General features: G+C 68.9%; 26 protein-coding genes. 16 read left to right on the top strand and 10 right to left on the bottom strand.

Annotated elements, in window-relative coordinates; all coding sequences use genetic code 11:
• The gene (locus D7D52_RS09285) at positions 1–609 is read right to left on the bottom strand and encodes a TetR/AcrR family transcriptional regulator (RefSeq protein ID WP_120735952.1); all 609 of its coding nucleotides are present in this window, start codon (positions 607–609) and stop codon (positions 1–3) included.
• A gap of 79 nt (positions 610–688) precedes the next feature.
• On the opposite strand from D7D52_RS09285, the gene D7D52_RS09280 reads away from it, so the two are divergent.
• Positions 689–1,705, top strand: coding sequence for a GlxA family transcriptional regulator (locus D7D52_RS09280; protein WP_120743946.1), 1,017 nt, complete (start codon positions 689–691; stop codon positions 1,703–1,705).
• 148 nt (positions 1,706–1,853) lie between these two features.
• Positions 1,854–3,410 carry a flavin-containing monooxygenase gene (locus tag D7D52_RS09275; protein WP_162958236.1) on the top strand — a complete coding sequence of 519 codons (1,557 nt, stop codon included), beginning with the start codon at positions 1,854–1,856 and terminating at the stop codon, positions 3,408–3,410.
• A gap of 9 nt (positions 3,411–3,419) precedes the next feature.
• Here the strand turns inward: D7D52_RS09275 and D7D52_RS09270 are convergent, their stop codons facing one another.
• Positions 3,420–6,596, bottom strand: coding sequence for an acetyl-CoA carboxylase family protein (locus tag D7D52_RS09270; RefSeq protein ID WP_120735950.1), 3,177 nt, complete (start codon positions 6,594–6,596; stop codon positions 3,420–3,422).
• Between the two features lie 180 nt (positions 6,597–6,776).
• Here D7D52_RS09270 and pucL point away from each other — a divergent pair, with 180 nt between their 5' ends.
• Complete coding sequence (pucL, locus tag D7D52_RS09265; protein WP_120735949.1) at positions 6,777–7,697, top strand: factor-independent urate hydroxylase; 921 nt, start codon at positions 6,777–6,779, stop codon at positions 7,695–7,697.
• On the opposite strand, the gene D7D52_RS09260 is transcribed toward pucL, so the two are convergent.
• Positions 7,679–9,142, bottom strand: coding sequence for a PucR family transcriptional regulator (locus tag D7D52_RS09260; RefSeq protein WP_120735948.1), 1,464 nt, complete (start codon positions 9,140–9,142; stop codon positions 7,679–7,681). The genes pucL and D7D52_RS09260 overlap by 19 nt on opposite strands.
• Positions 9,143–9,254: 112 nt before the next feature.
• On the opposite strand from D7D52_RS09260, the gene D7D52_RS09255 reads away from it, so the two are divergent.
• From D7D52_RS09255 to D7D52_RS09240, 4 genes are all read left to right on the top strand, one after another.
• The gene (locus D7D52_RS09255; RefSeq protein WP_246023716.1) at positions 9,255–10,316 is read left to right on the top strand and encodes a CobW family GTP-binding protein; all 1,062 of its coding nucleotides are present in this window, start codon (positions 9,255–9,257) and stop codon (positions 10,314–10,316) included.
• Between the two features lie 265 nt (positions 10,317–10,581).
• Positions 10,582–10,857: a hypothetical protein gene (locus tag D7D52_RS09250; protein ID WP_120735946.1), complete on the top strand. Its 276-nt coding sequence runs from the start codon at positions 10,582–10,584 to the stop codon at positions 10,855–10,857.
• Positions 10,858–11,005: 148 nt separating this feature from the next.
• A complete protein-coding gene (locus D7D52_RS09245) occupies positions 11,006–11,266 on the top strand; it encodes a hypothetical protein (RefSeq protein ID WP_120735945.1) in 261 nt (86 codons plus the stop codon).
• Positions 11,263–11,679, top strand: a complete 417-nt coding sequence (locus D7D52_RS09240; protein ID WP_120735944.1) for a hypothetical protein — start codon at positions 11,263–11,265, stop codon at positions 11,677–11,679. Before D7D52_RS09245 ends, D7D52_RS09240 begins: the two co-directional genes overlap by 4 nt.
• Before the next feature lie 13 nt (positions 11,680–11,692).
• On the opposite strand, the gene D7D52_RS09235 is transcribed toward D7D52_RS09240, so the two are convergent.
• The 3 genes from D7D52_RS09235 to D7D52_RS09225 are packed head-to-tail and all read right to left on the bottom strand — an operon-like array spanning position 11,693 to position 14,352.
• Entirely contained in the window at positions 11,693–12,112 is a 420-nt protein-coding gene (locus tag D7D52_RS09235) for a molybdenum cofactor biosynthesis protein MoaE (RefSeq protein WP_120735943.1), read from the bottom strand.
• A complete protein-coding gene (gene moaCB / locus D7D52_RS09230) occupies positions 12,105–13,112 on the bottom strand; it encodes a bifunctional molybdenum cofactor biosynthesis protein MoaC/MoaB (RefSeq protein WP_120735942.1) in 1,008 nt (335 codons plus the stop codon). Before moaCB ends, D7D52_RS09235 begins: the two co-directional genes overlap by 8 nt.
• Positions 13,113–13,146: 34 nt before the next feature.
• Positions 13,147–14,352 (bottom strand): molybdopterin molybdotransferase MoeA, encoded by a 1,206-nt coding sequence (locus D7D52_RS09225; RefSeq protein ID WP_120735941.1) that lies wholly within the window; start codon positions 14,350–14,352, stop codon positions 13,147–13,149.
• Between the two features lie 107 nt (positions 14,353–14,459).
• Between D7D52_RS09225 and moaA the strand changes: the two genes are divergently transcribed.
• A complete protein-coding gene (moaA, locus tag D7D52_RS09220; RefSeq protein ID WP_120735940.1) occupies positions 14,460–15,518 on the top strand; it encodes a GTP 3',8-cyclase MoaA in 1,059 nt (352 codons plus the stop codon).
• Entirely contained in the window at positions 15,511–15,753 is a 243-nt protein-coding gene (locus D7D52_RS09215) for a MoaD/ThiS family protein (RefSeq protein WP_120735939.1), read from the top strand. Before moaA ends, D7D52_RS09215 begins: the two co-directional genes overlap by 8 nt.
• Here the strand turns inward: D7D52_RS09215 and D7D52_RS09210 are convergent.
• From D7D52_RS09210 to D7D52_RS09200, 3 genes are read right to left on the bottom strand one after another with little or no spacing between them, the layout of a single operon-like run.
• The gene (locus D7D52_RS09210) at positions 15,750–16,526 is read right to left on the bottom strand and encodes a phosphotransferase (protein ID WP_120735938.1); all 777 of its coding nucleotides are present in this window, start codon (positions 16,524–16,526) and stop codon (positions 15,750–15,752) included. The two genes, D7D52_RS09215 and D7D52_RS09210, sit on opposite strands and share 4 nt — an antisense overlap.
• Positions 16,527–16,578: 52 nt before the next feature.
• Positions 16,579–17,415: an ammonia-dependent NAD(+) synthetase gene (gene nadE, locus D7D52_RS09205; RefSeq protein WP_120735937.1), complete on the bottom strand. Its 837-nt coding sequence runs from the start codon at positions 17,413–17,415 to the stop codon at positions 16,579–16,581.
• A gap of 9 nt (positions 17,416–17,424) precedes the next feature.
• On the bottom strand, positions 17,425–18,003 hold the full coding sequence (locus D7D52_RS09200; RefSeq protein WP_120743945.1) for a TetR/AcrR family transcriptional regulator: 579 nt from the start codon (positions 18,001–18,003) through the stop codon (positions 17,425–17,427).
• A 207-nt stretch (positions 18,004–18,210) separates the two neighbouring features.
• On the opposite strand from D7D52_RS09200, the gene D7D52_RS09195 reads away from it, so the two are divergent.
• From D7D52_RS09195 to D7D52_RS09170, 6 genes are all read left to right on the top strand, one after another.
• A complete protein-coding gene (locus tag D7D52_RS09195; RefSeq protein WP_120743944.1) occupies positions 18,211–18,777 on the top strand; it encodes an NAD(P)H-dependent oxidoreductase in 567 nt (188 codons plus the stop codon).
• A 138-nt stretch (positions 18,778–18,915) separates the two neighbouring features.
• Positions 18,916–19,767, top strand: coding sequence for a G1 family glutamic endopeptidase (locus D7D52_RS09190; protein WP_162958235.1), 852 nt, complete (start codon positions 18,916–18,918; stop codon positions 19,765–19,767).
• A 451-nt stretch (positions 19,768–20,218) separates the two neighbouring features.
• Positions 20,219–20,458: a redoxin NrdH gene (locus tag D7D52_RS09185; RefSeq protein WP_040811357.1), complete on the top strand. Its 240-nt coding sequence runs from the start codon at positions 20,219–20,221 to the stop codon at positions 20,456–20,458.
• A 43-nt stretch (positions 20,459–20,501) separates the two neighbouring features.
• Positions 20,502–20,972: a class Ib ribonucleoside-diphosphate reductase assembly flavoprotein NrdI gene (gene nrdI, locus D7D52_RS09180; protein ID WP_120735935.1), complete on the top strand. Its 471-nt coding sequence runs from the start codon at positions 20,502–20,504 to the stop codon at positions 20,970–20,972.
• Positions 20,973–21,034: 62 nt separating this feature from the next.
• A complete protein-coding gene (gene nrdE / locus D7D52_RS09175; protein ID WP_246023974.1) occupies positions 21,035–23,116 on the top strand; it encodes a class 1b ribonucleoside-diphosphate reductase subunit alpha in 2,082 nt (693 codons plus the stop codon).
• A gap of 451 nt (positions 23,117–23,567) precedes the next feature.
• On the top strand, positions 23,568–24,536 hold the full coding sequence (locus D7D52_RS09170) for an alpha/beta hydrolase (protein ID WP_120735934.1): 969 nt from the start codon (positions 23,568–23,570) through the stop codon (positions 24,534–24,536).
• Positions 24,537–24,573: 37 nt separating this feature from the next.
• Here D7D52_RS09170 and D7D52_RS09165 read toward each other — a convergent pair whose 3' ends face one another.
• A complete protein-coding gene (locus D7D52_RS09165; RefSeq protein ID WP_120735933.1) occupies positions 24,574–24,816 on the bottom strand; it encodes a hypothetical protein in 243 nt (80 codons plus the stop codon).
• 252 nt (positions 24,817–25,068) lie between these two features.
• Here D7D52_RS09165 and D7D52_RS09160 point away from each other — a divergent pair, with 252 nt between their 5' ends.
• Entirely contained in the window at positions 25,069–26,265 is a 1,197-nt protein-coding gene (locus tag D7D52_RS09160) for a lipase family protein (RefSeq protein ID WP_120735932.1), read from the top strand.
• Position 26,266 lies beyond the last annotated feature (1 nt).

Below are 26,266 nucleotides of genomic sequence, written 5' to 3'. Positions count from 1 at the left end.
TCAGGCCGTCAGGTCCGCCCAGGACGGCGGCAGCATCGCACAGGACGCCTCGGCTATGCGGTCGAGGCGTTCGGCGTCGATGCCCAAGCGGCTCAACTGGATCAGGCCCTGCGTGGTGACGACGATCCCGGCGCTCAGCGCTGCCAGTTCGGTCTCGTCGACCGGTCCCGCCGCCCGCATGGCGGTCCGGAGCCGGTGGGCCACACCGTTTTCCATCTCCGCGGTGGTGCGCGCCGCGATGGCGGCGACCTCGGGGATCCGGGTCGCCAGGTGCCCGATGCTGTTGATCATGAGGCAGCCGCGGCGGTCGGGGTGGGCCGCGCAGTCGGCGATGACGGCCCGGCACAGGGCGTGGACGGCGGCGCGGGCCGAACCCGGCGCGGATTCGACCGTCGTGCGGACGAACCGGGCCCGCGCCGCGCAGTAGCGTTCGAAGGCGGCCAGGAACAGGCCGCGTTTGTTGCCGTAGGCGGCGTAGATGCTGCCGTTGCCGACGCCGGTCGCGCGGGAGACGTCCTCGACGGAGGTGGTGTCGAAGCCGCGCGCCCAGAACAGCTCGATCGCCGCATCGAGCAAGCCCGATTCGTCGAACTGTCGTGGCCTTCCCATGCCGTCACCGTACCAATCGGCCTGCGACGTAGTTCACGTCCCTTGATTCTGGAGGCGTCACTCCAGAATAATGGTGGACATGTCCTCCAACCCGGCCGCATCGGGCCGCCGCCGCATCGGCATCCTCGTCTTCGACGGGGTCAAGATGTTCGACTTCGTCGGCCCCGCCGAGGTTTTCGTCGAGGCCAACCAGTGCGCGGACGGGTACGAGGTGGTGCTGGTCTCGCCCGACGGGCGGGACGTGCAGACCTCGATCGGGGCCCGGATGGCCGTCGCCGCGGCGGCCGGCGACGATATCCGATTCGACACGGTCGTGATCCCCGGCAGCGAACTGCCGCCCTCGCGCTTCGTGACCCCGGAACTGCTGGCGGCCGCCTGCCGGCTGTCCGCGCGGACGCGGCGGTTGGCGTCGGTGTGCAGCGGGGCCTTCGTGCTCTCGGCGCTCGGGCTGCTCGACGGCCGCCGCGCCACCACGCATTGGAAGTTCGCCGCCGATCTGGCCCGGCGGTTTCCGGCGGTCACGGTCGAACCGGACGCCATCTTCGTGCGGGACGGCACCGTCTACAGTTCGGCCGGTGTCGCGGCGGGCGTGGATCTGGCGCTGGCGCTGGTCGAGGAGGACCACGGGGCCGATATCGCGCGCCGGGTGGCGCAATTGATGGTGGTGCCGATGCAGCGTGCGGGCGGGCAGTCGCAGTTCTCGGCGTCGCTGACGGGGCCGCTGCCGCGAAGTCCGTTGGTGCGCAAGGTGGTCGACGCCATCTGCGCCGATCCGGCCGCACCGCATACGGTGCAGGCGCTGGCGGCGCAGGCCCGGGTGAGCGTGCGGCATCTGACGCGCCTGTTCCGCGCCGAGTTGCAGCATTCGCCCGCCGAATACGTCGCCTTCATCAGGTTCGGTGTCGCCCGGGACCTGCTGCATGCCGGCAGCAGCGTCACCGAGGCGGCGGTCGCCGCGGGCTACGGCACCAGCGAGGCGCTGCGTCGCGCGTTCGTCGCGCGCCTGGGCATCTCGCCGAGCAAATACCAACAGCGTTTCCGCTCCACGGGTTTCATCACCGCGTCGGAGTCTCTCGTCGAGGCCGCCGTGTCCTGAACGGTGGCACTGCGCGAGGTAGCGCCCGAATAGTCACGACCCTCCCGGGTTCGAAATACCCTCGCGAGTCGCTCGAACGGGCACCACGCGGCGGCGGCCTGCCGTAGCGTGTGGCCCGATACGTGCAGGTCCAGAGGGGAAAACGGACGTGGCGAGTACGGGTGGCAAACGCGTCGGCATCATCGGCGCGGGTATCGCGGGGCTGGTGACCGCGAAGGTCATGCGGGACGACGGATTCGAGGTCGTCGTCTTCGATCGGGAGGCCGCGGCCGGCGGTGTCTGGATCGAGACGCGCACCTATCCGGGGTTACGCACCAACAACTCCCGCGACACCTACGCCTACTCCGATCATCCGTATCCGGAGTCGGCCGATGTGTTCCCCAACGCCGCTCAGGTGCGCGACTACCTCGCCTCCTACGTGGAGCGCTTCGGGCTGAAACCGCTCCTGCGGTTGTACACCGAGGTGATCCGGGTGTCGGAGACGGCCGGCGGGTTCGAGTTGAGGGTGCGCGGGCCGGACGGTGTCGAGGACCTGCGATTCGATTTCGTGGTGGTGTGCGCGGGGGTGTTCTCCACGCCGTCGCTGCCGGAGATCGCGGGCTCGGGCGAGTTCGGCGGCCCGCTGCTGCATTCCAGCCAGGCCATCGATCCGGCGCTGGTGGCCGGCCGGCGGGTGATCGTGGTCGGGGCCGGGAAGTCGGCGCTGGACTGCGCGGCGTGGGCGGGCGAGCACGCGCGGCAGTGCACGCTGGTGTTCCGGAAACCGCATCCGATGCTGCCGCGCTTCCTGCCGGGCGGGACGCCGTCGGATCGAATGGTGTTGAACCGCTTCACCGAATCGTTCTTCCGGTATCACCGGCAGACCCGGATCGAACGATTCCTGCACGGGCCGGGCCGGGGGATCACCGACCGGTACTGGCGGACGGTGTCGGCGACCCTGCGCCTGGCGCTGCGCACCCCCAGGGCCCTGGTGCCCGATGCGCCGCTGCCGGCCGGCATCGAGAATCTCGGCGTCGGCGACGAGTTCTTCCGGATGGCGAGGCGCGGGCGAATCACGCTGCGGCGCGACAGTATCGCGGCCTTTCCGGGCGGCACCGCGGTCGAACTGGCCGGGGGTGGCCGGCTCGATGCCGATGTCGTCGTGTTCGCCACGGGCTGGCGGCAGGAGCTGGAATTCCTGGCGCCCGAACTGGAGCAGGTCGTCCGCGTGGACGGTCGATTCCAGCTCTACCGCCACATCCTGCCGCCGACGCTGCCCCGGCTGGGCTTCGTCGGCTACGGCTCCTCCGACGCCTGCCAGCTCAGCGCCGAGATCTCCGCCCACTGGCTGTCGCAGCATTTCCTGGGCGAGCTGTCGTTGCCGCCGATCGCCGACATGCACGGCGAGATCACACGTGTCGGCCGCTGGCTGGCCGAGGCGCTGCCCGCGCGACCCGAAGGCTATTTCCTCGGCCCCTACCTCAGCCACCACATCGACGAACTCATGCGCGATATGGGCCTGCCCGTCCGGCGCACCGACAACTTCGTCTCCGAATACTTCGACACCTTCCTGCCGAGCCGCTACGCCGACCTGACCGAAGAGCGACTTCAGTTGCGGGCGCGCGGATCTCGCCGCCGCCGCTACGTCAGCGTCCGGAAGTCTCTCGGCGGGGTGGCCGCACTCACGCTGGGCTTCGCGCTCTACCGGCGCTTGCGCGGACGGTGAGGGCGGCGCTCAGCGCAGGGTGCGCAGCCAGCGCCGGGTGTCGGCCGGGTCGATGACGTCGTCGAGTTCGAGAACCGTTGCGGCGGTGAGGGCTTTGCCCGCGTCGTAGGCGGCCTTGACCAGCGCGTCGAAGGCGGCCTGCCGCTGCACGGGATCTTCCAGGGCCGCCAGTTCCTTGGCGAAGCCCAGCCGGACCGCGCCCTCCAGACCCATGCCGCCGATTTCGCCGGTGGGCCAGGCGATCACGAAGCGGGGCGCGCGGAAGGAGCCCGCCGCCATGGCCTGCGCGCCCAGGCCGTAGCCCTTGCGCAGGATGACGGTGCCGAAGGGGACGTCGAGGGCGGCGGCGTCGATGAACAGGCGGCTGAACTTGGTGACGGTGGCGTGCTCCTCGGCCTCCGGGCCGACCATGAAACCCGGTGTGTCGCACAGGGAGACGATGGGCAGCCCGTGCGCGCCGCAGAGCTGGAGGAAGGCCGACAGTTTGTCGGCGGCCGGGGCGTCGATCGCGCCGCCGAGGTGATGGCAGTCGTTGGCGATGAGGCCGAACGCGCGACCCTCCACCCGCACCAGCGCGGTCACGATGCCGACACCCCAGTCGCGGCGCAGTTCCAGCAGGGACCCGACATCCACGATCGACTCGATGGCGGCACGAATGTCGTAGGCGCGCAACCGGTTCTCCGGCACCGCGTGCCGGGCCAGCCGCGGGTCCGGGGCCTCCCAATCCTCCAGGGCGCCTTGGAAATACGACAGGTACCGGCGCGCGACGGCGACGGCTTCGGCCTCGTCCGCGGCGACGACGTGGATGACGCCATTGCGGCGCTGGACCGCCACCGGCCCGATGTCCTCGGGCGCGTACACGCCCAGCCCGCCGCCCTCGATCATGGCCGGGCCGCCCATGCCGATATTGGCGTCGGGGGTGGCGATCACGACATCGCAGATGCCCAGCAGCGCGGCATTGCCGGCAAAGCAGCGGCCGGACACGATGCCGATCAACGGCACCTGCCCCGACAGCGCGCCCATGGCGCGGAAGGTGGTGACATCGAGCCCGGAGATGCCGCCGTGGTCGGTGTCGCCGGGGCGGCCGCCACCACCCTCGGTGAAGAACACCACCGGGAGCCGTTGTTCGCGAGCCAGTTCCAGCATGCGGTCGGTCTTGACGTGATTGCGCATGCCCTGGGTGCCGGCCAGGACGCTGTAGTCGTAGGACATGACCAGGGCGCGGGAGCGGTCGGGGCCGAAGCGATCCGCGTTGATGGTCGCGACGCCCGCGATCAGCCCGTCGGCGGGGGTGTTGGCGATCAGATCCTCGAGGCTGCGGCGGCTGCGCTGCGCGGCCACCGCGAGCGCGCCGTATTCGACGAAGCTGTCCGCGTCGACGAGGTCGGTGATGTTCTCGCGGGCGGTGCGCCGCCCCAGCCGATGCCGCTTGGCCACCGCTGCCGGCCGCTGCGCGTCCAGGGTGGTCTCGTGCCGCGCCAGGACTTCGGCGAGATCGGCGCGCACCGAATCCAGGTCCGCCACGGCTGATTCCGTGACGGGGCCGTCGTGGTCGGCGGTCGTCCAGGTCGCCAGCACGGTGTGCGGGTCGACCACGTCGCCCGGTGCGACCGCGTGCCGCAGCACCCGCAGCGGTTCGCTCGCCCGCAGGACGTGCTGCATCTTCATCGCCTCGAGCACCGCGATTTCGGCGCCGGCGGGCAGCAGGGTGCCGGGCGGGGCCAGGGACACCACGGTCGCGCCCATGGGGGAGCGCAGGGCCTGCTCGTCCTCGGTCAGCGCGAAGGTGGCTGCGGCGGGCTGCTCGGCTGCCTGCGGCGGTGTCTGATCCTCGTAATCGGCTGCCCGCGTGCGCAAGTGGTCGAGGTGCTCCTCGAACCACTCGGTGGTGACCGGACTGCCGGAACTCAGCTCGGCCAGCACCGCGCGCAGCAGGTGCAGATTCGTGTCCACCCCGGCGACGACGGTCTCGGTGAGCGCGTCCGAACAGCGTTGCAGCGCGGCCGGATACGAGGACGCGTGCGAGACGATCTTCGCCAGCAGCGAATCGAACAGAGCGCTCTGCCGCATGCCCACCCGCGCGGCGGTATCGACCCGGACGCCCACCCCGGTGGGCGCGTCGAAGCGGGCGATCACGCCGGTGCTGGGCAGGATCGTCCCGTCCGCCGCCAGCAGCTCGGCGTTCACCCGCGCCTGCACCGCCCACCCGCGCGGCTCACCCTTGGGCAGATCCAGGTCCGCGAGCATGCGTCCCCGTGCCAGATCCAGTTGCAGCGCAACCAGATCCACGCCGGTGACCGCCTCGGTCACGGTGTGCTCGACCTGCAGCCGCGGATTCACTTCCAGGAACCACACATTCGCGCCCTCGACGAGGAACTCCACGGTGATCACGCCCCGGCAGCCCACCGCCTGCGCGATCAGCGCCGCCTCCGCGTGCAGCCGATCCCGCACTCCCGGCGGCAATTCCGGCGCGGGCGCGACCTCGACCAGCTTCTGGCGTCGCCGCTGCACACTGCAATCCCGATCGCCCAGCGCCACCGCCGCGCCGCCGTCGGCCACCACCTGCACCTCGATGTGCCGAGCCCGGGTCACCAGGGCCTCCGCGTAGACGCTGTCATCGCCGAACCCGGCCAACGCCTCGGCCCGGCACCGCTCGACCGCCTCCGCCACCTGCGCCGGATCGGTGACCGGTCGCATACCGCGCCCGCCGCCGCCGGCTGCGGCCTTCACCATCACCCCGCCCGGATGGTCGGCCAGAAACGCCGCCACCTCGTCGGCCGATACGCCCGCCTTGGTGGCCGGCAACAGCGTCGACCCGGCGCGCTCGGCCGCCTCCCGCGCCGCCACCTTGTCGCCGAACACACGCAGCACCTCCGGCGCGGGTCCCACGAAGGTCAACCCCGCCGCCGCGCAAGCCGCGGCGAATTCCGCACTCTCACTGAGGAACCCGTAACCCGGATGCACCAGCACGTCCGTGCCCTGAGCCGCCGCCCGCACCACCGATTCGACATCGAGGTACCCCGCCGCCCCACTCCCCGGCAGCACCACTCCCGTACCGGCCAGCCGCACCGCCAACCCGTCGGCGTCCTCGCCGGTGTGCAACACCGTCGTCGGATACCCGAGCTCCCGCGCCGTCCGCACCACCCGGACCGCGACCTCACCACGATTCGCCACCACAACTCGCACGCCGCCAGGCTATAGGGCATCGACCGCCCGAGGAGGTCAGAACTTGGTGACGTAACAGTAAACCGAGCCGACTCCGCGCCGACGGTTTGTCTGCTGCACTGAAACCTCGGTGGAATCTCCGTCGGCGTTTTGTGTCCGGAACCAGCGTGCGTGCGGCCCTCGGTGGGCCACAGTGGGCGCATGACCGAAACCTCCGGCCGGATCGTGCTCGGCCCGCACCAGTATGGGAAGGCCGAGAACCGGGTGGTGCGCATCTACCGTGACACCGCCCGGCACGCGATCCGGGATCTCAACGTGTCGTCGTGCCTGCGGGGTGCGTTCGACGCAGCGCACACGACCGGTGATCAAGGCGCGGTGCTGCCGACGGATTCGCAGAAGCAGACCGTCTACACGTACGCCAAGAGTCACGGCGACGGGAGCATCGAGGATTACGGGCTGGCGTTGGCCCGGCATTTCGTCGACGACATCGAGCCGGTGGCGTCGGCGCGGATCGAAATCGAAGAGTATGCGTGGCAACGGGTTCCGGTCGGCGGCCGCGAGCACGACCACACCTGGACGCGGATCGGGCCGGAGGTGCGGATCGCGGCCGTCACGGTCGAGGGCGTGGGCGCGGACCGCCGCGAATGGGTGATCGGCGGGGTCAAGGATCTGGTGATCCTCAAGTCCACCGGTTCGGAGTTCGCGGGATTTCTCACCGACGAGTTCACGGTGCTCGAACCCGCGTACGACCGCATTCTGGCCACCAGCCTCGTGGCCCGCTGGCGCTTCGCCGCTCCGCCCGGGGACTGGGACGCCGCCTACCACGGGATTCGCGCGGTGCTGGTCGAGACGTTCGCGACACTGCATTCGAAAGCATTGCAGCAGACGCTGTACGCGATGGGCCGGGCCGCGCTGGAGGCGTTCGACTGCCTGGCCGAGATCAGGTTCTCGGCACCCAACAAACACCACTTCGCCTACGACACAGCGCGTTTCGGTGTGCCGAACAACGGCGAGGTCTTCCACGCCGACGACCGGCCCTACGGCCTGATCCAGGCGAGCGTGCTGCGCCAGGGCGCACCCGCCGCCGGAACCGCCTGGGACGCCTACACCGGCGCGGTCTGACCGGCCAGTGTCCGCACCGCCAGATACAGATCCAGCCGGTCGTCGATGCGCCCGAGATCGCGGCCCGTCAGCTCCTCGATCCGCCCGATCCGGTAGCGAACGGTGTTGAGGTGCAGGTGCATTCGATCGGCGGCTTGCCGCCACGAGCCCTCGCAGCCGAGGAATATCGCGAGGGTGTCCAGCAGTCCGGCACTGTGCCGGCGGTCGTAGTCCAGCACGGGGCCCAGCACGCGTTCGGCGAAGCGGCGTTGCAGCCCGCCGGGCACGGCGGTGAGCAGGCCGACGGCGGAATCGATGTCGGCGACGCGCAGGCTGATCGGTGCGGCCTCGTCACGGGCGGCGGTACAGGCAGCGGACGCCGCGCCGATCGCCGCCGCCAGGGTCTCGTCCGGTCGGCGCGCGCCCACACCGACGGCGAGGCGAACCCCGTTGAGGGCGGGCACTATTCGGCTCAGCCGCTGGTTCACGACGGCCGCGACGCCATCCTGCGTGCCGTCGGTCACGCCCACCAACCGGCCCTCCTGATCGATCGAGGTCGCCAGGCCCGGCAGGGCGTCGTGCAGGACGGCGCGCACCGCGGAGACCTCGCCGTCGCGGGCCGCGCAGACGATCGCCACCGAGCCCAGGTCCGATTGCTCGGCGAACGGCACCGGGAAGCGGTCGGCCAGTTCCCAATCCAGGTGCTGCCGGTCGGCGCGACGCTGGCGGTACAGCTCCGCCACGGCCGCCAGATCCGCGCCGAACGGATCGAGTTCGGGCACCGACGGGCGAAACACCAGGTACCAGGCGGTGATTCGATCGCCCGCGCCGACCTGCAGGACCCGCATCGCGCCGACGGTGACGGCGGGCAGCCGGGGTGCGGTGAGCGCGGTGGCGACGATGCGGTCGAGGTCGGACTCGGCCAGGTCCTCGGTGCCGGCGACGACGGTCCCGGTCGAGGTCAGCAGCCATGCCGAAACATGCTGTTCCGCGGCAAAATCCGCGACCAGGCTCTCGATGCCCTTGCCCGCGGCCACGGCGGACAGCAGCCGCCGCTGCCGGTCGGCGCGGGATTGCACACGCCGCCAGCGCACTTCGGCCGCCCGCTCCGCCAGGTATTCGATGATCCGGCTGAACGGCACGCTCTGCGGCGCGGACAGCAGGGGCAGGCCGTGCCGCTTGCAGGCGGCGACCACATCCTCGGGCACCCGCCCGTGCAGCGCCTGCCCGGCCACCACCCCGACGACTCCGGCCTCGGCGAGCAGGCCCACGTAGCGGTCGGAATCCGTGGCGTCGTGCCGCCACACCAGGCCGGTGCAGACCAGAGCGCCCGCGGTCACGAACGGCCTGGGATCCGGCATATCGGTCGCGCAGACCCGGGCGACCGTTCGTTCCAATTCGTTCTCGTCCCCGTGCAGCAGCCGCATGCGCAATTGCGGCGCATCGAGAATGTCGCGCACACGCACGGCGCACCTCCCGTGGTCGATCCGAATAGCCAGTCACGGTAGGCCGCGGTTGTTTCCCCGGAGTTTCCCGCGTGCTGCGGCGACCTCACGCCCGCTCGGTAAGGTGGTCGCCGTGAGCCGCCGCATTCCAGTCCTGATCGTGGCCGGATTCCTCGGCGCCGGGAAGACGACGCTGCTCAACCGGCTGCTGCGGAGCCGGACCGCGCGGATCGGGGTGGTGGTCAACGACTTCGGCGCGGTCAATATCGACGCCATGCTGGTGGCCGGGCAGGTCGACGCCATGGTGTCGCTGGGCAACGGATGCGTGTGCTGCGCGGTGGACGTGAGCGAGCTGGACGGGCTGTTCGAGCGGCTGGCGCATCCGCGGCAGCAGATCGACGTCATCGTGGTGGAGGCCAGCGGACTGGCGGAGCCGCGGAATCTGATTCGCATGGTGGTCAACAGCGACAATCCCCGCATTCGCTACGGCGGGCTGGTCGAGGTGGTGGATGCCGAGCACTTCCGCGAAAGCCGGGAACTGCATCCGGAATTGGGGTCGCATCTGCGGATGGCGGATCTGGTGGTGCTCAACAAGGCCGACCGGGTCGAGGCGGCGGCGCTGGAGTCGCTGCGCGGCGAGATCAGCGCGCTGGTCGGGCAGGTACCGGTGTATCCGACCAGCCACGGGCACGTGGACCCCGGCTTGCTGTTCGATGTGCCTAGCCGGGATTCGCGGCAGGCGCGGGTCGGCGAGCAGCTCAGTTTCGACGAGCTGTGGCACGACGACTGCCATGACCACCACCACCTGCACGATGCCTACGACAGCGTGTCCTTCACCTCCGAGACGGATCTGAATCCGCGCGAACTCGTTGCGCTACTGGAGGATCCGCCCGCCGGGCTGTTCCGCGCCAAGGGTGTGCTCGCCTTCGCCGTCGACGATGACGCGCGAAAGTTCGTGCTGCACATGGTCGGCCGGCACATCGTGGTCGAGCCCACCCGCTGGTCGCGGCACGAGCCCCGCGTCAGCAGCCTGGTGCTCATCGGTTCCGGCCTCGACCGGGACGCCGTTCGCGACCGGCTCGCCGCCACCGTCCACCGGGACGACGACCTCCTCGACGACCATGCCCTGCTGCCGATCTGGCGTTATGTTCTCGACGGGGACGCCGCCGACGACGCGCTTGTCGGCGAGCGCTGACTCGGCCTCGAACTCGGCCCGCAACTCCGCGACCTCCGCGGCCAGTTCGTCGCGCATCTGCTCTCGTTCGGCCAGCGCCGCCCGCATGGCCTCGACGCTCTCGTTCATCGCGGCCAGCCGTTGATCCGCGCCCTCGAGCTGCCACTCGACCACATCGCGCCGCCCGACCGCCGCGCTGGCCTGCTGAATCCAGCACACCAGATAATCCAGCCAATCCTGCGGCTTGGGCATGTCCTTGGGATCCCACCCCTTACGCTGCGCCGGCTTGCTCGACAACACCAGCTCCGCGTTCTTCCCCCGCCCCGGCGCGTTCATCTCCGCCAGCGTCAGCTTCCCCGCACTGGTCACCACCGCCGTGAACCGGTATTTCCCCGCCAAATGCATCCGCAACTCGGCGGTCCCCCGCCCGTCGGAGTCCATCGCCCCCAGCCAGGGCCCCTCCGCCGCCTCGATCACCGCCGCCAGAATCTCCAACTGCCCCACCCCGCGCCGCAACCGCGCCGCAGCCGTCCGCAGCGCGCCGGGCGTAGCCGTCATCTGATCCCAATGCATCCCCCGAACATACTTCCGCCCACCCCGACATCCACGCCCCCACCCAAGCGCGTCTCCTCCCCGGCTACAACTGGACGAAGACGGATTCGAGGATGAATGCCGGTAATGCTTGAAGCATTGTAGATATGCTTGCTGGCATGGCTGAGAACAAGACCACCATCACGACGAGGCCTGCCACCCGTGACGAACTTCAGATGCTCGCGAAGCCCAACGAATCGCTGGATTCGGTGATCGGTCGTCTGATTTCGCACTACAAGTCCACTCAGACGCGTAACCGGCTGGCCTGGGAGACGCGTATCGCCAAAGATCGCAAGAACGCTGCCGCCGTCGCGTGGGCCGAGCGACAGGCGGACCGTCTGATCGACCGTCTCACCGAGCGGGAGGCGGCCAAGGGGTGAGCGTTGGTTATGTTCTCGACGACACGGTTCTTCGAGCGTATGCGCAGGGCGACGCCAACGTTTCCAATCTGATCGCGGTGCTGGATCTGCGTGAAACGCGTGTCGCCGTACCACTTCTCGCGCTCGCCGCGAGTCTGGCCGGGCTCTCGGATGACCAACGCGCCGAGCTCAACGGTGTGGTGGACAATCTCGAGTCGATTCAGATCGCAGCGTTGACGACCACGGCCGACGCCAACGAACTCGCAGACGTGCTCGCAGCCGCTGACGAGCCCGTCGACCCGTCGGCAGCACACACGGTCGCTGTCGCGCGCTACCTCGACTGGGAAATCATCACGACAGATCGGAAGCGATGGGCGGACGCCGAACAACGCCTGCCGTTTCCGGTCAGCCTGGTCGAGTTCACCGACGACTGACAGTTCGTGGAGCTCAGCCGCAGGCGTTGACCCATTCCGAGAGGCCGTCGGCGAACATCTGGCGTTTCCAGATGGGGACCTCATGTTTGATGCGGTCGACGAGTTCGGCGCAGGTGGTGAAGGCTTCGGCGCGGTGGGGGGCGGCGACGGCGACGACGATGGCGAGGTCGCCGATGGTGAGGGGGCCGATGCGGTGGATGGCGGCTACCGGGAGGCCGGAGGCGGCGGAGACTTCGGCGCAGACCTTGTGGAGGAACTGCTCGGCCTGGGGGTGGGCGGAGTATTCGAGGGCCGAAACCGATTGGCCGCCATCGTGATCGCGGACCTTGCCGGTGAACACGACGATGCCGCCGTGTTCGGGGCCGCTGACGGCCTTCTCCACCTCGGCGGGGTCGAGCGGCTGTTCGCTGATCCGGGCCAGCAGCTCAGTCATGATTGCCTCCTCCGGCCACCTGGGCCAGCAGATGTTCGAGAATCGGGGTGAGCACGGCGATGCCGTCCTTCACCCCGCCCGGCGAGCCGGGCAGATTGACGATCACGGTCCGGCCGGCCAGGCCGGCGACACCGCGCGACAGCGCCGCGAGCGGGAATTTCGCGGTCCCGGCCTGCCGGATGGCCTCGGCGACGCCGGGCAGTTCCCGGTCGATCACGGCGAGCGTGGCCTCCGGGGTGGCGTCGGTGGGGGAGGCCCCGGTACCGCCGGTGCTGATCACCAGGTCGGGTTCGGAGGACAGTGCGTCCGAGAGCCCGAAGGAAATGTCGGAGTCGGCGAAGACCAGCGGCCCGCGCACCGAGAAACCCTGCTCGGCAAGCCATTTCGCGAGGACGGGTCCGGTGGTGTCGGTCCGGGTGCCCGCCGCCGCGCCGGTCGAGGCGACCACCACGGTGGCGGTGCGCCCCGCGCCCGCCAGCGAAGCCGGTGCGGCAGTGGTGCTTTCGGCCTTCCCGGCCGCCTTCTCCGCCTCCGGCCGCACCCAATGCCCGTGCTTGCCACCCTCTTTGGTGATCAGCCGCACCCCGTTCAGCGTGGCCGCCGGATCCACCGCCTTCACCATGTCGTGCAGCGTCAGCCCGGCCACCGCCACCGCGGTCAGCGCCTCCATCTCGACCCCGGTGGGCCCCTTGGTCTTCGCGCTCGCCTCGATGGTGATGGCGGTGTCGGTGAACCCGAACGACACCTGCACCGACGACAACGCCAGCTGATGGCACAGCGGAATCAGCTCGGAGGTCTTCTTGGCCCCGTTGATCCCGGCGATGCGCGCCGTGCTGAGCACGTCGGCCTTGGGCATATCGTCGGCGCGGACCAGTGCGATCACCTCGGCGGTGGTGTGCAGCTCACCGGCCGCGACCGCGATGCGGGTCGTGTCGGCCTTGGCGCTCACGTCGACCATCCGGGCGCGACCTTCACGATCGACATGCGACAACTCACTCATGCGATCCACCTTGGCACAATCGGCGTCACGGGGTTCACAGCGGCCGCACCTCGACGACGGTGCCCGCCGGCACCTCGGTGGCGGCGGCCGGAATATCGACCAGCACCTCGGCATGGGCCATGGCCGCGATCAGATGCGAGCCCTGCCCCGACACCAGCGTCACCCCGTCCGCGGCCAGCTTCCCGCGCAGGAACTGGCGCTTCCCGGCGGGGGAGCGCACCGAATCCAGCAGGGGCAGTTGGGAAATCGGCAGGGCGGGCAGACCCGCCAATTCGCGCAACAACGGCCGCGCGAAGACCTCGAACGACACCATGGTGCTGACCGGATTGCCGGGGAAACTCAACACCGGCACCCCGTCCACGACGCTGAGCCCCTGCGGGCCGCCCGGTTGCATGGCCACCGGCCCGAATTCGCCGCCCTGGGCCGCCAGCACCTCCTTGACGACCTCGAAGTCGCCCATGGAGACGCCGCCGGAGGTGAACACCACGTCGGCGTGCGCGACCGCCTCGGCCAGCCGCGCCCGGAATTCGGCGTGCTCGTCGGTCGAATGCGCGACCGACACCACCTCGACCCCGTTGTCCGCCAGCGCCGCGGCCAGCGCGATGCCGTTGGAGTTGTAGATCTGCCCCGGCAGCAGATCCGTTCCGGCGGGCCGCAATTCGTCGCCCGTGGTGAGCACCGCCGCCCGCACCCGCCGCCGCACCGGCAGCTCACCGAGCCCGACCGCCGCCAGCGCCGCGATGTGCCGGGGCCGCAGCAGCGTGCCCGCACTCGCCAGCAGCGCTCCCGCCCGCACGTCGGTGCCGGGCTCGCGCACGAAATCGCCGGTGGCGCGGCTGGTTCGAACCGTCACGGTGACGCCGTCGGATTCGGTGTGCTCGACCGGCACCACACAGTCCGCGCCGGGCGGCACGGGCGCGCCGGTCATCACCTTCACCGCCGCGCCCGGCGGCAGCGTGAGCTGTTCGGTGTTGCCCGCCGCCACCACACCGATCAACGGCAGGGTGGCGGGCACGATGGCGACGGTGTCGGCGCGCACCGCGTACCCGTCCATCGCCGAATTCCGGAACACCGGCAGATCCAGCGGCGCGTCCACGTCGGCGGCCAGCAGCCGGCCCAGCGCCCGGTCCATCGGGACGGTCTCGACGGCCCGCCCCGACAGCGGCCGCAGCGCATCCTCGATGCGCCGACGATGGTCGTCGACGGGCCGGGCCGGGATCAACGCGTGCCGGGAACTCATGCCGCTGAGCCTATACGCGGGCGAAACCTCCGAGCGGCGACCGGCCGAACGCCCGACCGGGCTCGTGCGAATCTACGAACACTTGCGCGTGCGGCAATAATGGTGCAATGACCGTGGTCGCGATGGGCATGCCCGCTGTGCGAACCGGGCGCCCCGCGATGGATGGCCGCCCGGACACGCCGTTCCTGCTGGACCGCTTCGGCCGCGTCGCGCGGGACCTGCGGGTCTCCATCACCGAGAAGTGCTCGCTGCGCTGCACCTACTGCATGCCCGAGGAGGGCCTGCCCGCCATTCCGGCGGAGGAACTGCTCACCACCGCCGAGATCGTCCGGCTGGTCGTGCTGGCGGTGCGCGAACTCGGCGTCCACGAGGTCCGGTTCACCGGCGGTGAGCCGCTCATGCGTCGCGATCTGGAGCAGATCATCGCGGGTTGCCATGCGGCGCTTCCGGATACGCCGCTGGCCATGACCACCAACGGGGTCGGGCTCGAGCATCGGGCGCGGGCATTGGCCGAGGCCGGCCTGAGCCGCATCAATGTCTCGCTCGACACCGTCGACAAGGACGGCTTCTACCGCCTGACCCGCCGCGATCGCCTGGATTCGGTGCTGGCGGGCATCCGGGCGGCCGCACAGGCCGGCCTCGCCCCGATCAAGGTCAACGCCGTGCTCATGCGCGAAACCCTCGACGGCGCGGCCGATCTGCTGCGCTGGTGCCTGGACCACGACGCGGAACTGCGCTTCATCGAGGAGATGCCCCTCGACGCCGATCACGAGTGGGCGCGCGCCAATATGATCACCGCCGCCGAACTCCTCGAGGTGCTCGGCACCCGCTTCACCCTCACCGAGACCGAGCGCGAGGACCCTTCCGCCCCGGCCGAACGCTGGCTGGTCGACGGCGGCCCGGCCACCGTCGGCATCATCGCCTCGGTGACCCGCAAATTCTGCGGCGACTGCGACCGCACCCGCCTGACCGCCGACGGCCGGATCCGCTCCTGCCTGTTCAGCGATCAGGAATACGACATTCGCGCCGCCCTGCGGTCGGGCGCGAGCGATGCCGACATCGCGCAGCTGTGGCGTGGCGCCATGTGGAACAAGTCGCCCGGCCACGGCATCGACATGGCCGGCTTCGTCCCGCCCGAACGAACGATGGGAGCCATCGGTGGTTGAGGTCCGCTATTTCGCCGCGATCGCGGACGCGGTCGGCAAGGACAAGGAAACCCTCGATCTCCCCTCCGGCGCCACCGTCGGCGACCTGCGCACCGCCCTCGCCGCCGCGTACGGCCCGAAACTCGACCCGATGCTGAAGGTCTGCGCCTACCTCATCGGCGACGAGCTGACCCGCGACGCCACCGCCGAACTCGCGGCGCGCGTGGACGTCCTGCCACCGTTCGCGGGCGGCTAGGCCGGACCCTCAGCGAGCCGCTCGATCACTCCGGCCAGCCCGGCGGCCGCCATCGCGGCGTCGTCGGTGTCGTGCCCACGCAGCACCTCGTACCAGGGACCGAGCTGATGCCAGCGCCGGGCGCGGGCCCGGACTTCCGGTGTGACGCCGTAGGTTTCGGCGACCGCGTCCGCGAATTCCGGTGCGGTGTCGGACAACGCCCAGCCGAAGTCGGCCGCCGGGTCCCCGAGATGCGCGTCCCCGAAGTCGATGACGCCGCTGATCCGGCCGGCCACGGCCAGCACGTGATCGGGACCGAGATCGGCGTGCACCACGGTATCGGCGGGCGCCGCGAGGATCGCGTCGAACAACTCGAGGGCCGGCGCGATGAGCGAATCCGGAAGCAGGGCAAGGACTTCCGCCCGGCATCGGGCGATGGCGTAGTCCCGTTCCCGATGGGTGTGCTCGGCGGCGGGCAGCCCGAGCGCCAAAGCCTCACCCGGGGGAGTGGCGTGCAGCGCCCGCAAGAAACGCCCTAACGCCGCACCGTTCTCCGCGGTATATGCGTCGATGGGCTCACCCGGAACGAGCGTGTGCCGCAACACCAATGGCGATTCGCCGACCACTGCCGGGATCGGCACCGGCAGCGGCAGCCGCGGCGCGAGCCACGGCAGCAGCCGCGTCTCGCGCAACAGCTGGGCCTCCACCTCGGGCCGCCGCGGCCGCCGCTCCACCCAGCTACCGTCCAGCAGGGTGGCCGAGGTGTCCCATCCGTTCTCGCCGTCGAATTTCACGGCTCGACCGTAGGAACGGGATCGCCGGGCCCGCAAACGGTTTTCGCGGCGCCTACTTCCACCAGGTGTCGAGCGGCGACACCGGCACCGCGCGCTTGTGCCGCGTGTTCTGGAAGATCGTCTCCACCCGCTCGGACACCTCCGGCCCGACCTGCTTGCCCTCGAGGTAGTCGTCGATCTGGGAGTACTTCAGCCCCAGCGCTTCCTCGTCGGGCAGGGCCGGGCGGTCGTCCTCGAGGTCGGCGGTCGGAACCTTCGTCCACACGCTCGGCGGCGCGCCGAGTTCCTGCAGCAGCGCCGCGCCCTGCCGCTTGGTCAGACCGGTCAGCGGAGTGATGTCGACGCCGCCGTCACCGTATTTGGTGAAGAAGCCGGTGACCGCCTCGGCGGCATGATCGGTGCCGACGACCAGCAGGTTGAGTTGTCCGGCAACCGCGTACTGCAACACCATGCGCTCGCGGGCCTTGATATTGCCGCGCACGAAGTCCCGCAGCCGAGTCTCGTCGGTGAGTTCCCGAATACCGGCGGCGGCTTCCTCACCGGCGGCGTCGGCGCTGGGCTTCACATTCACCACGACCGACCGGTCGGGCTGGATGAACTGCAACGCGACCTGCGCGTCCTCCTCGTCGGCCTGCACGCCGTAGGGCAGGCGCACGGCCACGAAGGTGGCGTCGCGGCCCTCGGCCCGCAACTCCTCGGCGGCCAGCTGGCAGAGCCGGCCGGCCAGCGTGGAGTCCTGGCCGCCGCTGATGCCGAGCACGAAGCCCGTCGCGGGTGTCGAGCGCAGATAGTCCTTGAGGAAGTCGACGCGCCGTCGCACTTCGGTTTTCGGCTCGATGACCGGCAGGACGCCCAATTCGGCGATGATCTGTTCGCGCAGGTTCCCCATGCGGCCACTCTACTGAACCGGTCGCGCGGTGACCTGCCGGACGAGTCGCTCCCAATGCGCTCCCACCTGGTCGAGCGTGTAGCCCAGCGCCCGGATCTGATGCAGCACCAGCCCGGCGTCCAGCGCGGCCAGCAACGTATCGGCGGTCAGCGCGATGTCGCCGGGCGCCCCGGCCTGCCGCAACAGCAGTGCGACATGGGTTTTCGCGATGTTGTAGGGCGGCCCGCCGTACTGCCCGCCGATGGCCGCGTTCTTGCGGACGTCACCCTCCACCTCGACCAGCGCCAGCCGCGCCCGCCCGAAGGCGATGAGCCGATCCACCGGCGGCGCACCCGGACCCAGCGGCGGCGGCCCGAACATGTAGGCCCACTGCATCTTCTGATCGGATTGGTCCAGCAGCGCCAGCATCAGCCCGGCCCGATTGCCGAAGCGCCGGAACACCGTCCCCTTGCCGACGCCCGCCAGCTTGGCGACCGCGTCCATGGTGACCGCGTCCGCCCCCTGCTCACGCACCAGCGTCTCGGCGGCGTCGAGCAGCAATTGCCGGTTGCGGGCGGCGTCGCTGCGTTCGTGGCTGCTGCCCGGCATGAGCAGTGGCACCGCATGGTCGGGCGGTCGTTGGCTGCTGACCGGTTCGATCGGCAGCGAGATATCGGGCAGCGCGACCGGCTCGCCGGTGGGGGTGTCGCGTGTCACAGCTGGTCGGCTCCTACCCGGGAATTGAAGCGGACTGTGGTCCGGTTACAGTGTATCGAAACTTCCGTCGTTGAATCAGTAGCCCCTGGAGTGATCATCATGTCGCAGACTCGCATTCTCGTCCTGGTCGGCAGCCTTCGTGCCGCCTCCATCAACCGCCGGCTGGCCGAGGCCGCCGTCAAGACCGCTGCCGAGGGCGTCGAACTGAGCATCTACGAGGGCCTCGGGGAGATCCCGTTCTACAACGAGGACATCGATGTCGCGGGCCAGGTCCCGGCCACCGCGCAGGCGCTGCGCGACGCCGTCGCCGCCTCCGACGCCGTGCTGCTGGTCACCCCCGAGTACAACGGCACCCTGCCGGCCGTGCTGAAGAACGCCATCGACTGGGCCTCGCGTCCCTACGGCGCGGGCGCGCTCAAGGATCGTCCGGCCGCCGTCGTGTCCGCCTCGATCAGCGCCAATGCCGCCAAGTGGTCGCACGACGACGCCGTCAAGGCGCTCGGCGTGGCGGGCGCGAACATCGTGAAGGAGGCGTCGCTGCACTTCGGCACCATCGGTGCGCGCTTCGTGGAGACCCACCCGGCCGACGACGCCGAGGCGCTCACCCAGCTGGCCGCCACCGTGCATCTGCTGGCCGAGGCGGCGAACGCGCGCGCCAACGCCTGATCCGTACCCGATCACTCGCTGAATTCAGCGCGAGGCCACGGCTTTTCAAGCCGTGGCCTGCCGCTTTTCCGGGGCTTCCCGGACTACCTTCAGACCATGCAGCTATCAACGGGCAACTCTGTGTGGAGCCGTTGTTTCATGGCGGTCACCCTCGCCGTCGCGGCCGCCGCGGTCGTGGTGGTGGACGCGGCCGACGCGGTGGCGGAATCGAATGTCCGCCTGTATCTGGGCAACTGGGCCGGATACGTGGTGCGCGGTGACGTCCACGAGGTCAGCGCGACCTGGGTGCAGCCCGAGATCGACTGCCGCGATCCGGGCATCCTGCAGCGGGTGGTGCCCTGGGTCGGGCTCAACGGCGCGCAGGGCCTCGACGGCCGGGTCGCGCTGCCGCTCATGCAGACCGGCGTCGAATCCCTGTGCGCCAGTGACGCGGCCGTGTACGCGGCGCTGCCGGGCCTGCAGGTCGAGAACCTCGCCGCCGGGATGGCCTACGCCGATCCCCGGATCGCCGGGACGGTCATGAACGCCGGGGCCAAACTCGCCGACGCCCTGGGCGCGGCCGCCGACGGGCTGTGCTCGATCGGCGTGTTCGGGGGCTTCTGCAGTCCGGACAAGCAGGTGGACGGCTGGTGGGAGGGCTATCCCGAGCCGCCGGTGAGCTACGACGACGTCGAGGTGCACCCGGGTGACGTCATGCGGTCGGTGGTGCGCTGGGACGGCGGGAACTACCTCATGACGCTGGAGGATCGGACCGCGAAGTGGTCGCGCACCACGGCGGCCGCCTCGCCGACGCCCCCGCACACCGCGGAGGTGGTGGTGGAGGGTCACCTGGACGCCGCGCTGCCGGGCTTCGACCCGATCGTCTTCACCGACATCAGCATCGACGGCCGGCCGCTGTCGGACTACGACGCGCAGATGTACGGCATTCCGGCGACCAATCGGTTGCTGGCTCCCGGTCCGGTCGACGGCGCGTCCTTCACGATCCGCTAGATCGCCCGCCCACCTGGCGACACGCCGAGCGGAGCGGGGCCCCGGGAATTGGGGGCAGGGGCTCGGCGGGTCGGCAAACCGGGTGGTCGCTCGAGCCTGCTGTGACTCGTGGGATGGGTGTTGATCAGCGGTGATGGTGAGTTTGCTGGAAATGAACTGCATGCCGAAATTGTGATGTGCGTCGCAGTCGTGTCGAGTTGCGAATCGAGTGTGCAGGTACTTACGACACCGGAATTTCACCTTTGTGAGTCGCAACATGTCGTGTTGTATGAACTTGTCGCCCACTAGGTGTAGTGTCTTGGGAGCTGGAAGGCCACTAGGTGAACACCTCGAAGTTCACCGAGTGAGCTGGGGCTTCGGTTCCGCTTCCAGGGGTTTGCGCACTTACTACGTGGATCTTGTTTCAGCCGTGCACTGCCGACGGACCGAAGGCAAGGAGAAGGGGATACCAATGACCATCACCGTTTACACCAAGCCCGCTTGTGTCCAGTGCAACGCCACCTACCGTGCCCTCGACAAGGCCGGTGTCGACTACGACGTCATCGACATCTCCGAGAACCCCGAAGCCCGCGACTACGTGATGGCCCTGGGCTACCTGCAGGCCCCCGTCGTCGTCGCCGGTGACGATCACTGGTCCGGCTTCCGCCCGGACCGCATCAAGTCGCTGGCCGACGCGGTCGCGGTGGCATAACCCGCCACCTCCCGCAGGTTCGTCCGAATCGAAAGGAGGGAAGATGACCGAGCACGCCGGTGACACACCGAATCTGGTCTACTTCTCGAGCGCTTCGGAGAACACGCACCGCTTCGTCGAGCGGCTGGGACTGCCCGCCGTTCGCATACCGCTCCACACCGCCGACTCGCTTCGCGTCGACACTCCCTACGTGCTGATCGTCCCCACCTACGGGGGAGGTCGGCACGTTTTGGGTGGACAGCGATCCGACAAGGAATTCGTCCCCCGCCAGGTGGCCAAGTTCCTCAACGATCCGCACAACCGCGCCCTGCTGCGCGGGGTGATCGCGAGCGGCAACACGAACTTCGGTGATACGTACTGCTATGCGGGAGAAGTGATCTCGCGCAAGGCAGGGGTGCCGTACCTGTATCGCTTCGAACTCATGGGAACTGCCGAGGACGTCGAGCGCGTCCGAGAGGGATTGGGATTGTTTTGGCAACGACAACAGCACCGGTCGGAAAGACTGCCCGCGTAGAGCGCCCCGTCAGCGGCGACTCCTCCGCGACCGAGGGTCTGGACTATCACGCCCTCAACGCGATGCTGAACCTGTACGGCCCCAATGGCGAGATCCAGTTCGACAAGGATCGGGAGGCCGCGCACCAGTACTTCCTGCAGCACGTCAACCAGAACACCGTCTTCTTCCACAATCTGGAGGAGAAGCTCGACTACCTGGTGCGCGAGAACTACTACGAGGCCGAGGTGCTCGACCAGTACTCCCGCGAGTTCGTCAAGGACCTGTTCAAGCAGGCCTACGCCAAGAAGTTCCGGTTCCCGACCTTCCTGGGCGCGTTCAAGTACTACACCTCGTACACGCTCAAGACCTTCGACGGCAAGCGCTACCTGGAGCGCTTCGAGGATCGCGTGTGCATGGTGTCGCTGACGCTGGCCGCCGGTGACCAGAAGCTGGCCTCCGAGCTGGTGGACGAGATCATGGACGGCCGCTTCCAGCCGGCCACCCCGACCTTCCTCAACTCGGGCAAGAAGCAGCGCGGCGAGCCGGTGAGCTGTTTCCTGCTGCGCATCGAGGACAATATGGAGTCCATCGGGCGCTCCATCAACTCCGCCCTGCAGCTGTCCAAGCGCGGCGGCGGAGTCGCATTGCTGCTGAGCAACATTCGCGAGCACGGCGCGCCGATCAAGAAGATCGAGAACCAGTCCTCCGGCGTCATCCCGATCATGAAGCTGCTCGAGGACTCCTTCTCCTACGCCAATCAGCTGGGCGCGCGTCAGGGCGCGGGCGCGGTGTACCTGCACGCGCATCACCCCGACATCTACCGCTTCCTGGACACCAAGCGCGAGAACGCGGACGAGAAGATCCGCATCAAGACGCTGTCGCTGGGCGTGGTGATCCCGGACATCACCTTCGAGCTGGCGAAGAAGAACGAGGACATGTACCTGTTCTCGCCGTACGACGTGGAGCGCATCTACGGCGTGCCGTTCGCCGACATCAATGTCACCGAGAAGTACCACGAGATGGTCGACGACAAGCGGATTCGCAAGTCCAAGATCAAGGCTCGCGAGTTCTTCCAGACCCTCGCCGAGCTGCAGTTCGAGTCGGGCTACCCGTACATCATGTACGAGGACACCGTGAACCGGGCCAACCCCATCGCGGGCAAGATCACCCACTCCAACCTGTGCTCGGAGATCCTGCAGGTCTCCACCCCGTCGGAGTTCAACGACGATCTGTCCTATGCCAAGGTGGGCAAGGACATTTCGTGCAACCTGGGGTCGCTCAACATCGCCAAGACCATGGATTCGCCGGATCTGGCCAAGACGGTCGAGACCGCGATCCGCGCGCTGACCGCGGTGTCGGATCAGACCCACATCTACTCGGTGCCCTCGATCGAGCAGGGCAACAACGAATCCCACGCCATCGGCCTGGGTCAGATGAACCTGCACGGCTATCTGGCGCGTGAGCACGTCCACTACGGCTCCGAAGAGGGCGTGGACTTCACCAACATCTACTTCTACACCATCGCCTACCACGCCATTCGCGCGTCGAATCTGATTGCGCAGGAGCGGGGTTCGTACTTCGGCGGCTTCCCCGAGTCGAAGTACGCCTCGGGTGAGTTCTTCGACAAGTACACCGAGCGGGTGTGGGAGCCGGCCACCGAGCGGGTGCGTCAGATCTTCGCCGAGGCGAACGTCCACATTCCCACCCAGGACGATTGGCGCGAGCTCAAGGCGCTGGTCATGAAGCACGGCATCTACAACCAGAACCTGCAGGCCGTCCCGCCGACCGGGTCGATCTCCTACATCAACCACTCCACCAGCTCGATTCACCCGATCGCCTCCAAGATCGAGATCCGCAAGGAAGGCAAGATCGGCCGCGTCTACTACCCGGCCCCCTACCTGACCAACGAGAATCTCGAATACTTCGAGGACGCCTACGACATCGGCTACGAGAAGGTCATCGACACCTACGCCGCGGCCACCCAGCATGTCGATCAGGGCCTGTCGCTGACGCTGTTCTTCAAGGACAGCGCCACCACCCGCGACGTGAACCGGGCGCAGATCTACGCCTGGCGCAAGGGCATCAAGACCCTCTACTACATCCGCATCCGCCAGATGGCGCTGGAGGGCACCGAGGTCGAGGGCTGCGTGAGCTGCATGCTGTAAGACTCCCGCACCGCCGACGGGGCGCTTCCGATGAAAATCGGAGGCGCCCCGTCGGCGTTTTTCGCCTCGGGGGGATTGACGACCGGTGAACGGGGGTAAGACTCGAGCGTGCTGTGGTCGGTCCCACGCCCGGGTCCGATGCGATTGTGAAGTCTCCAGAAGGTGGTTCCCGGTCTGTTGAACGACGACTATTGCTGGTTACGCTCGTGATGGTTCCGATATTTGATCGAAATATGCGCGGCTGATATCGAAACCGTGGAAAACCGCACTGGGACACACGTTTTGGAGGTGAGTCCGGGTCCTCCTGCCCCGCAAGCCGAGGACATTTGTTCCATTCATGACAAGTGTGAAGACACCCCACCGGGCGGAAATCCTCGCGACCGCCCGGTGGGTTCTTCGGATATCTCGCCCGCGGTCAGGAGTTTCTTTGTCGGACAGCAGAATATGGCGGATGGTGACAATCGCGGCGGCGCTCGTGATGGTCTCGAGCCTGCCGGTGACCGCCACCGCGGACCGGACCGCGATGCGCGCCAACGTCGTTCCTTCCGAGCAGGTCGGCCCGCGCTGGGAACGCGTGGAGGTCGAATCCTCCGCCATGGGCCGCCCCGTCACGGTGGACGTGCTGCACGGCGCCGGCGCCGGACCCCGCCCGACCCTCTATCTGCTCGACGGCGTCGACGCCGAGGGCGTCTCGGATTGGCTGTCCAAGGGCCACGCCGCCGACTTCTTCGCCGACAAACCGGTCGACGTGGTCCTGCCCGCCGGGGCCACCGGCAGCATGTACACCGACTGGGAGCACCCGGACGCCGCTCTGGGCTGGAACCGCTGGGAGACCTTCCTGACCGGCGAATTGCCCGGCGCCATCGAACCGTATCTGCACGCCGACGGCCGCCGCGCCATCGCGGGCGTCTCCATGGGCGCGCAGGGCGCGATGATGCTGGCGCATCGGCATCCGGGTTTCTATCGCGGGGTCGCCGGCCTGAGCGGCTGCTATTCCACCCTGGTCGGCCCCGGCAGCGCGGTCACGGCGCTCACGGTGGCCTCGCGCGGCGGCAACGTGGTGCGCATGTGGGGCCCGATCGGAACCGTCGACTGGCTCACCCACGACAGTACGATCGGCGCGGAAGCCTTGCGCGGCACCGCCATCTATCTGTCGGCCGCCAACGGCCTGCCCGGCGTCCCCGACTTGGACGCGGTACTGCACGCGCCCGATATGCTCGCCGCCCTGCAAACCGCGGGCGGCGGAATGGCGCTGGAGGCCGGTGCGCGCGTCTGCACCGAGAATTTCGCGAAACGCTTGAGCGACTTGAACATTCCCGCCACCGTGCACTACGAGCCGACGGGCATCCACGCCTGGGAGGACTTCTCCGCGCAGCTGGGTCCGGCGTGGGATACCCTGGCCGCTGCGTTGGGGAAGTGAACACTCCCAGCCGAAAGCGGTTGTGCTGGAACCTGTTTCAGTGTCGGAAGCCGTAGCGCGGTAGTCGGCGCAGCCCCGGTCGGATCCGGCCGTCCACGGTGACGGCCAGCCCGGCGTGCACCGCGGCCACCGTGAAATCCGAGGCTTCCTTCCAGGTGGCCGCGTACTCCATGGTGAGTTCGGCTCCGTCCTCGGGTCCGCCCAGGTAGACGGTGACGCGGTGGGTGAGCGCCTCCCCTGCGCCGTCGTGCCAGACCCTGCCGTCGGTGGTGCCGGTCATGTGCTGCTCCGCTCGGTGAGATTGTGCCTGTGGCCGAACGTAACGGGAATGACCTGCACGGGAACGTGTTCCGATTCGAGCTTGGAAATGTCACAACCCCCGCGCGAGTTTTGTTGTTACCCGTCGGAACAGAAACGTTAGCACCTCGGATGAGGCGCCCACTCACAAACGATCAACCCGGCAATTGTGACTATTCGGAAGGTTCGGCACGCCCCCTGGCCTCGGCCGCGTCGGCTTCCTAGGCTGCCCCGCATGAGGATTCGTGTGCCCGTCGCGTTGATCGGCGCTCTCCTGCTGACCACCGCGGCGGGAACCGCTGCCGCGCAACCACTGCTGGCCGCACCGGACCCGGATCCCTTCTACGCCGCCCCCGCCGATATCGCCGATCACCAGCCCGGCGACGTCCTCGCCGTGCGCGCCATGCCGGCGCTGCCGAGCTTCCCCGACACCGACGTCACCCTGATCAAGTTCCGCTCCACCAGTTCCGAGGGCCGGCCCATCGCGGCCACCACCACGGCGCTGTCCCCGCACAATCGCCATCCCGATGGTCCGGTGCTGTCGTATCAGCAGATCATCAATGGTCTGGGCGCACAGTGCGCGGTGTCGCGGGAGCTCTACACCACCGACCCGAACCTGATGATCCGCGAGGCTCCGGCCTGGAACGTGGTGCTGCAGCGCGGCTGGACCATGCTGCTGCCCGACCACCTGGGACCCGGATTCGCCTACGGCGCGGCCAAACTCGGCGGCCAGATCACCCTCGACGGCATTCGCGCCGCGCAGCGCGTGACCACGCTGAACATCGCGCACAGCCCCGTCGCCCTGGCGGGATACTCCGGTGGCGGTATGGCCACGGCCTGGGCGGCGGCGCTGGCCTCCTCCTACGCCCCGGATCTGCACCTCGCGGGCGCGGCCGAGGGCGGGGTCCCGATGAACCTGGTCTCCATGCTGGAAGTGCTGGGCATGAACCGGCATCCGGCCTTCGGGCTGGCGCTGGCGGCCGGGCTCGGCCTGGAACGCGAATACCCGGACCGTTTTCCGCTCACCGAGCAGCTCAACGACCGCGGCCTGGCCATGCGCGACAAGCTGCTCAACAGCTGCACCAACGACATTCTCGCCGCCGGGGCGGGCGCGGGCGCGCCCGATGTCGCCCGGACCACGTCGATGACCGAGGATCCCACCGCCCGCAAGGTGGTCGAGGAGAACAGCCTGCAGCTGTACGCGGGCATCCCGAACATGCCTGTGTTCGAATGGCATTCGCCCATCGACGGCCTGATCCCGGTCGATGCCATCGTGGACACCGACCACCGCTACTGCGGGGCCGGGGTGCGGCTGTGGAGCGAACAGGAGCCGGTGCCCGATCACCTCACCGCCGCGGTGCTGGGGCTGCCGTCGGTGCTGAACTGGCTTGATGCCCGGTTGCGCGGTGAACCCGCGCCTTCCAACTGCTGAG

It is taken from the genome of Nocardia yunnanensis (assembly GCF_003626895.1).
In the GTDB taxonomy this organism is placed as follows: domain Bacteria; phylum Actinomycetota; class Actinomycetes; order Mycobacteriales; family Mycobacteriaceae; genus Nocardia; species Nocardia yunnanensis.
The sequence above is the reverse complement of the archived record's forward strand: the minus strand, read 5'-3'. Positions and strand labels throughout refer to the sequence as shown.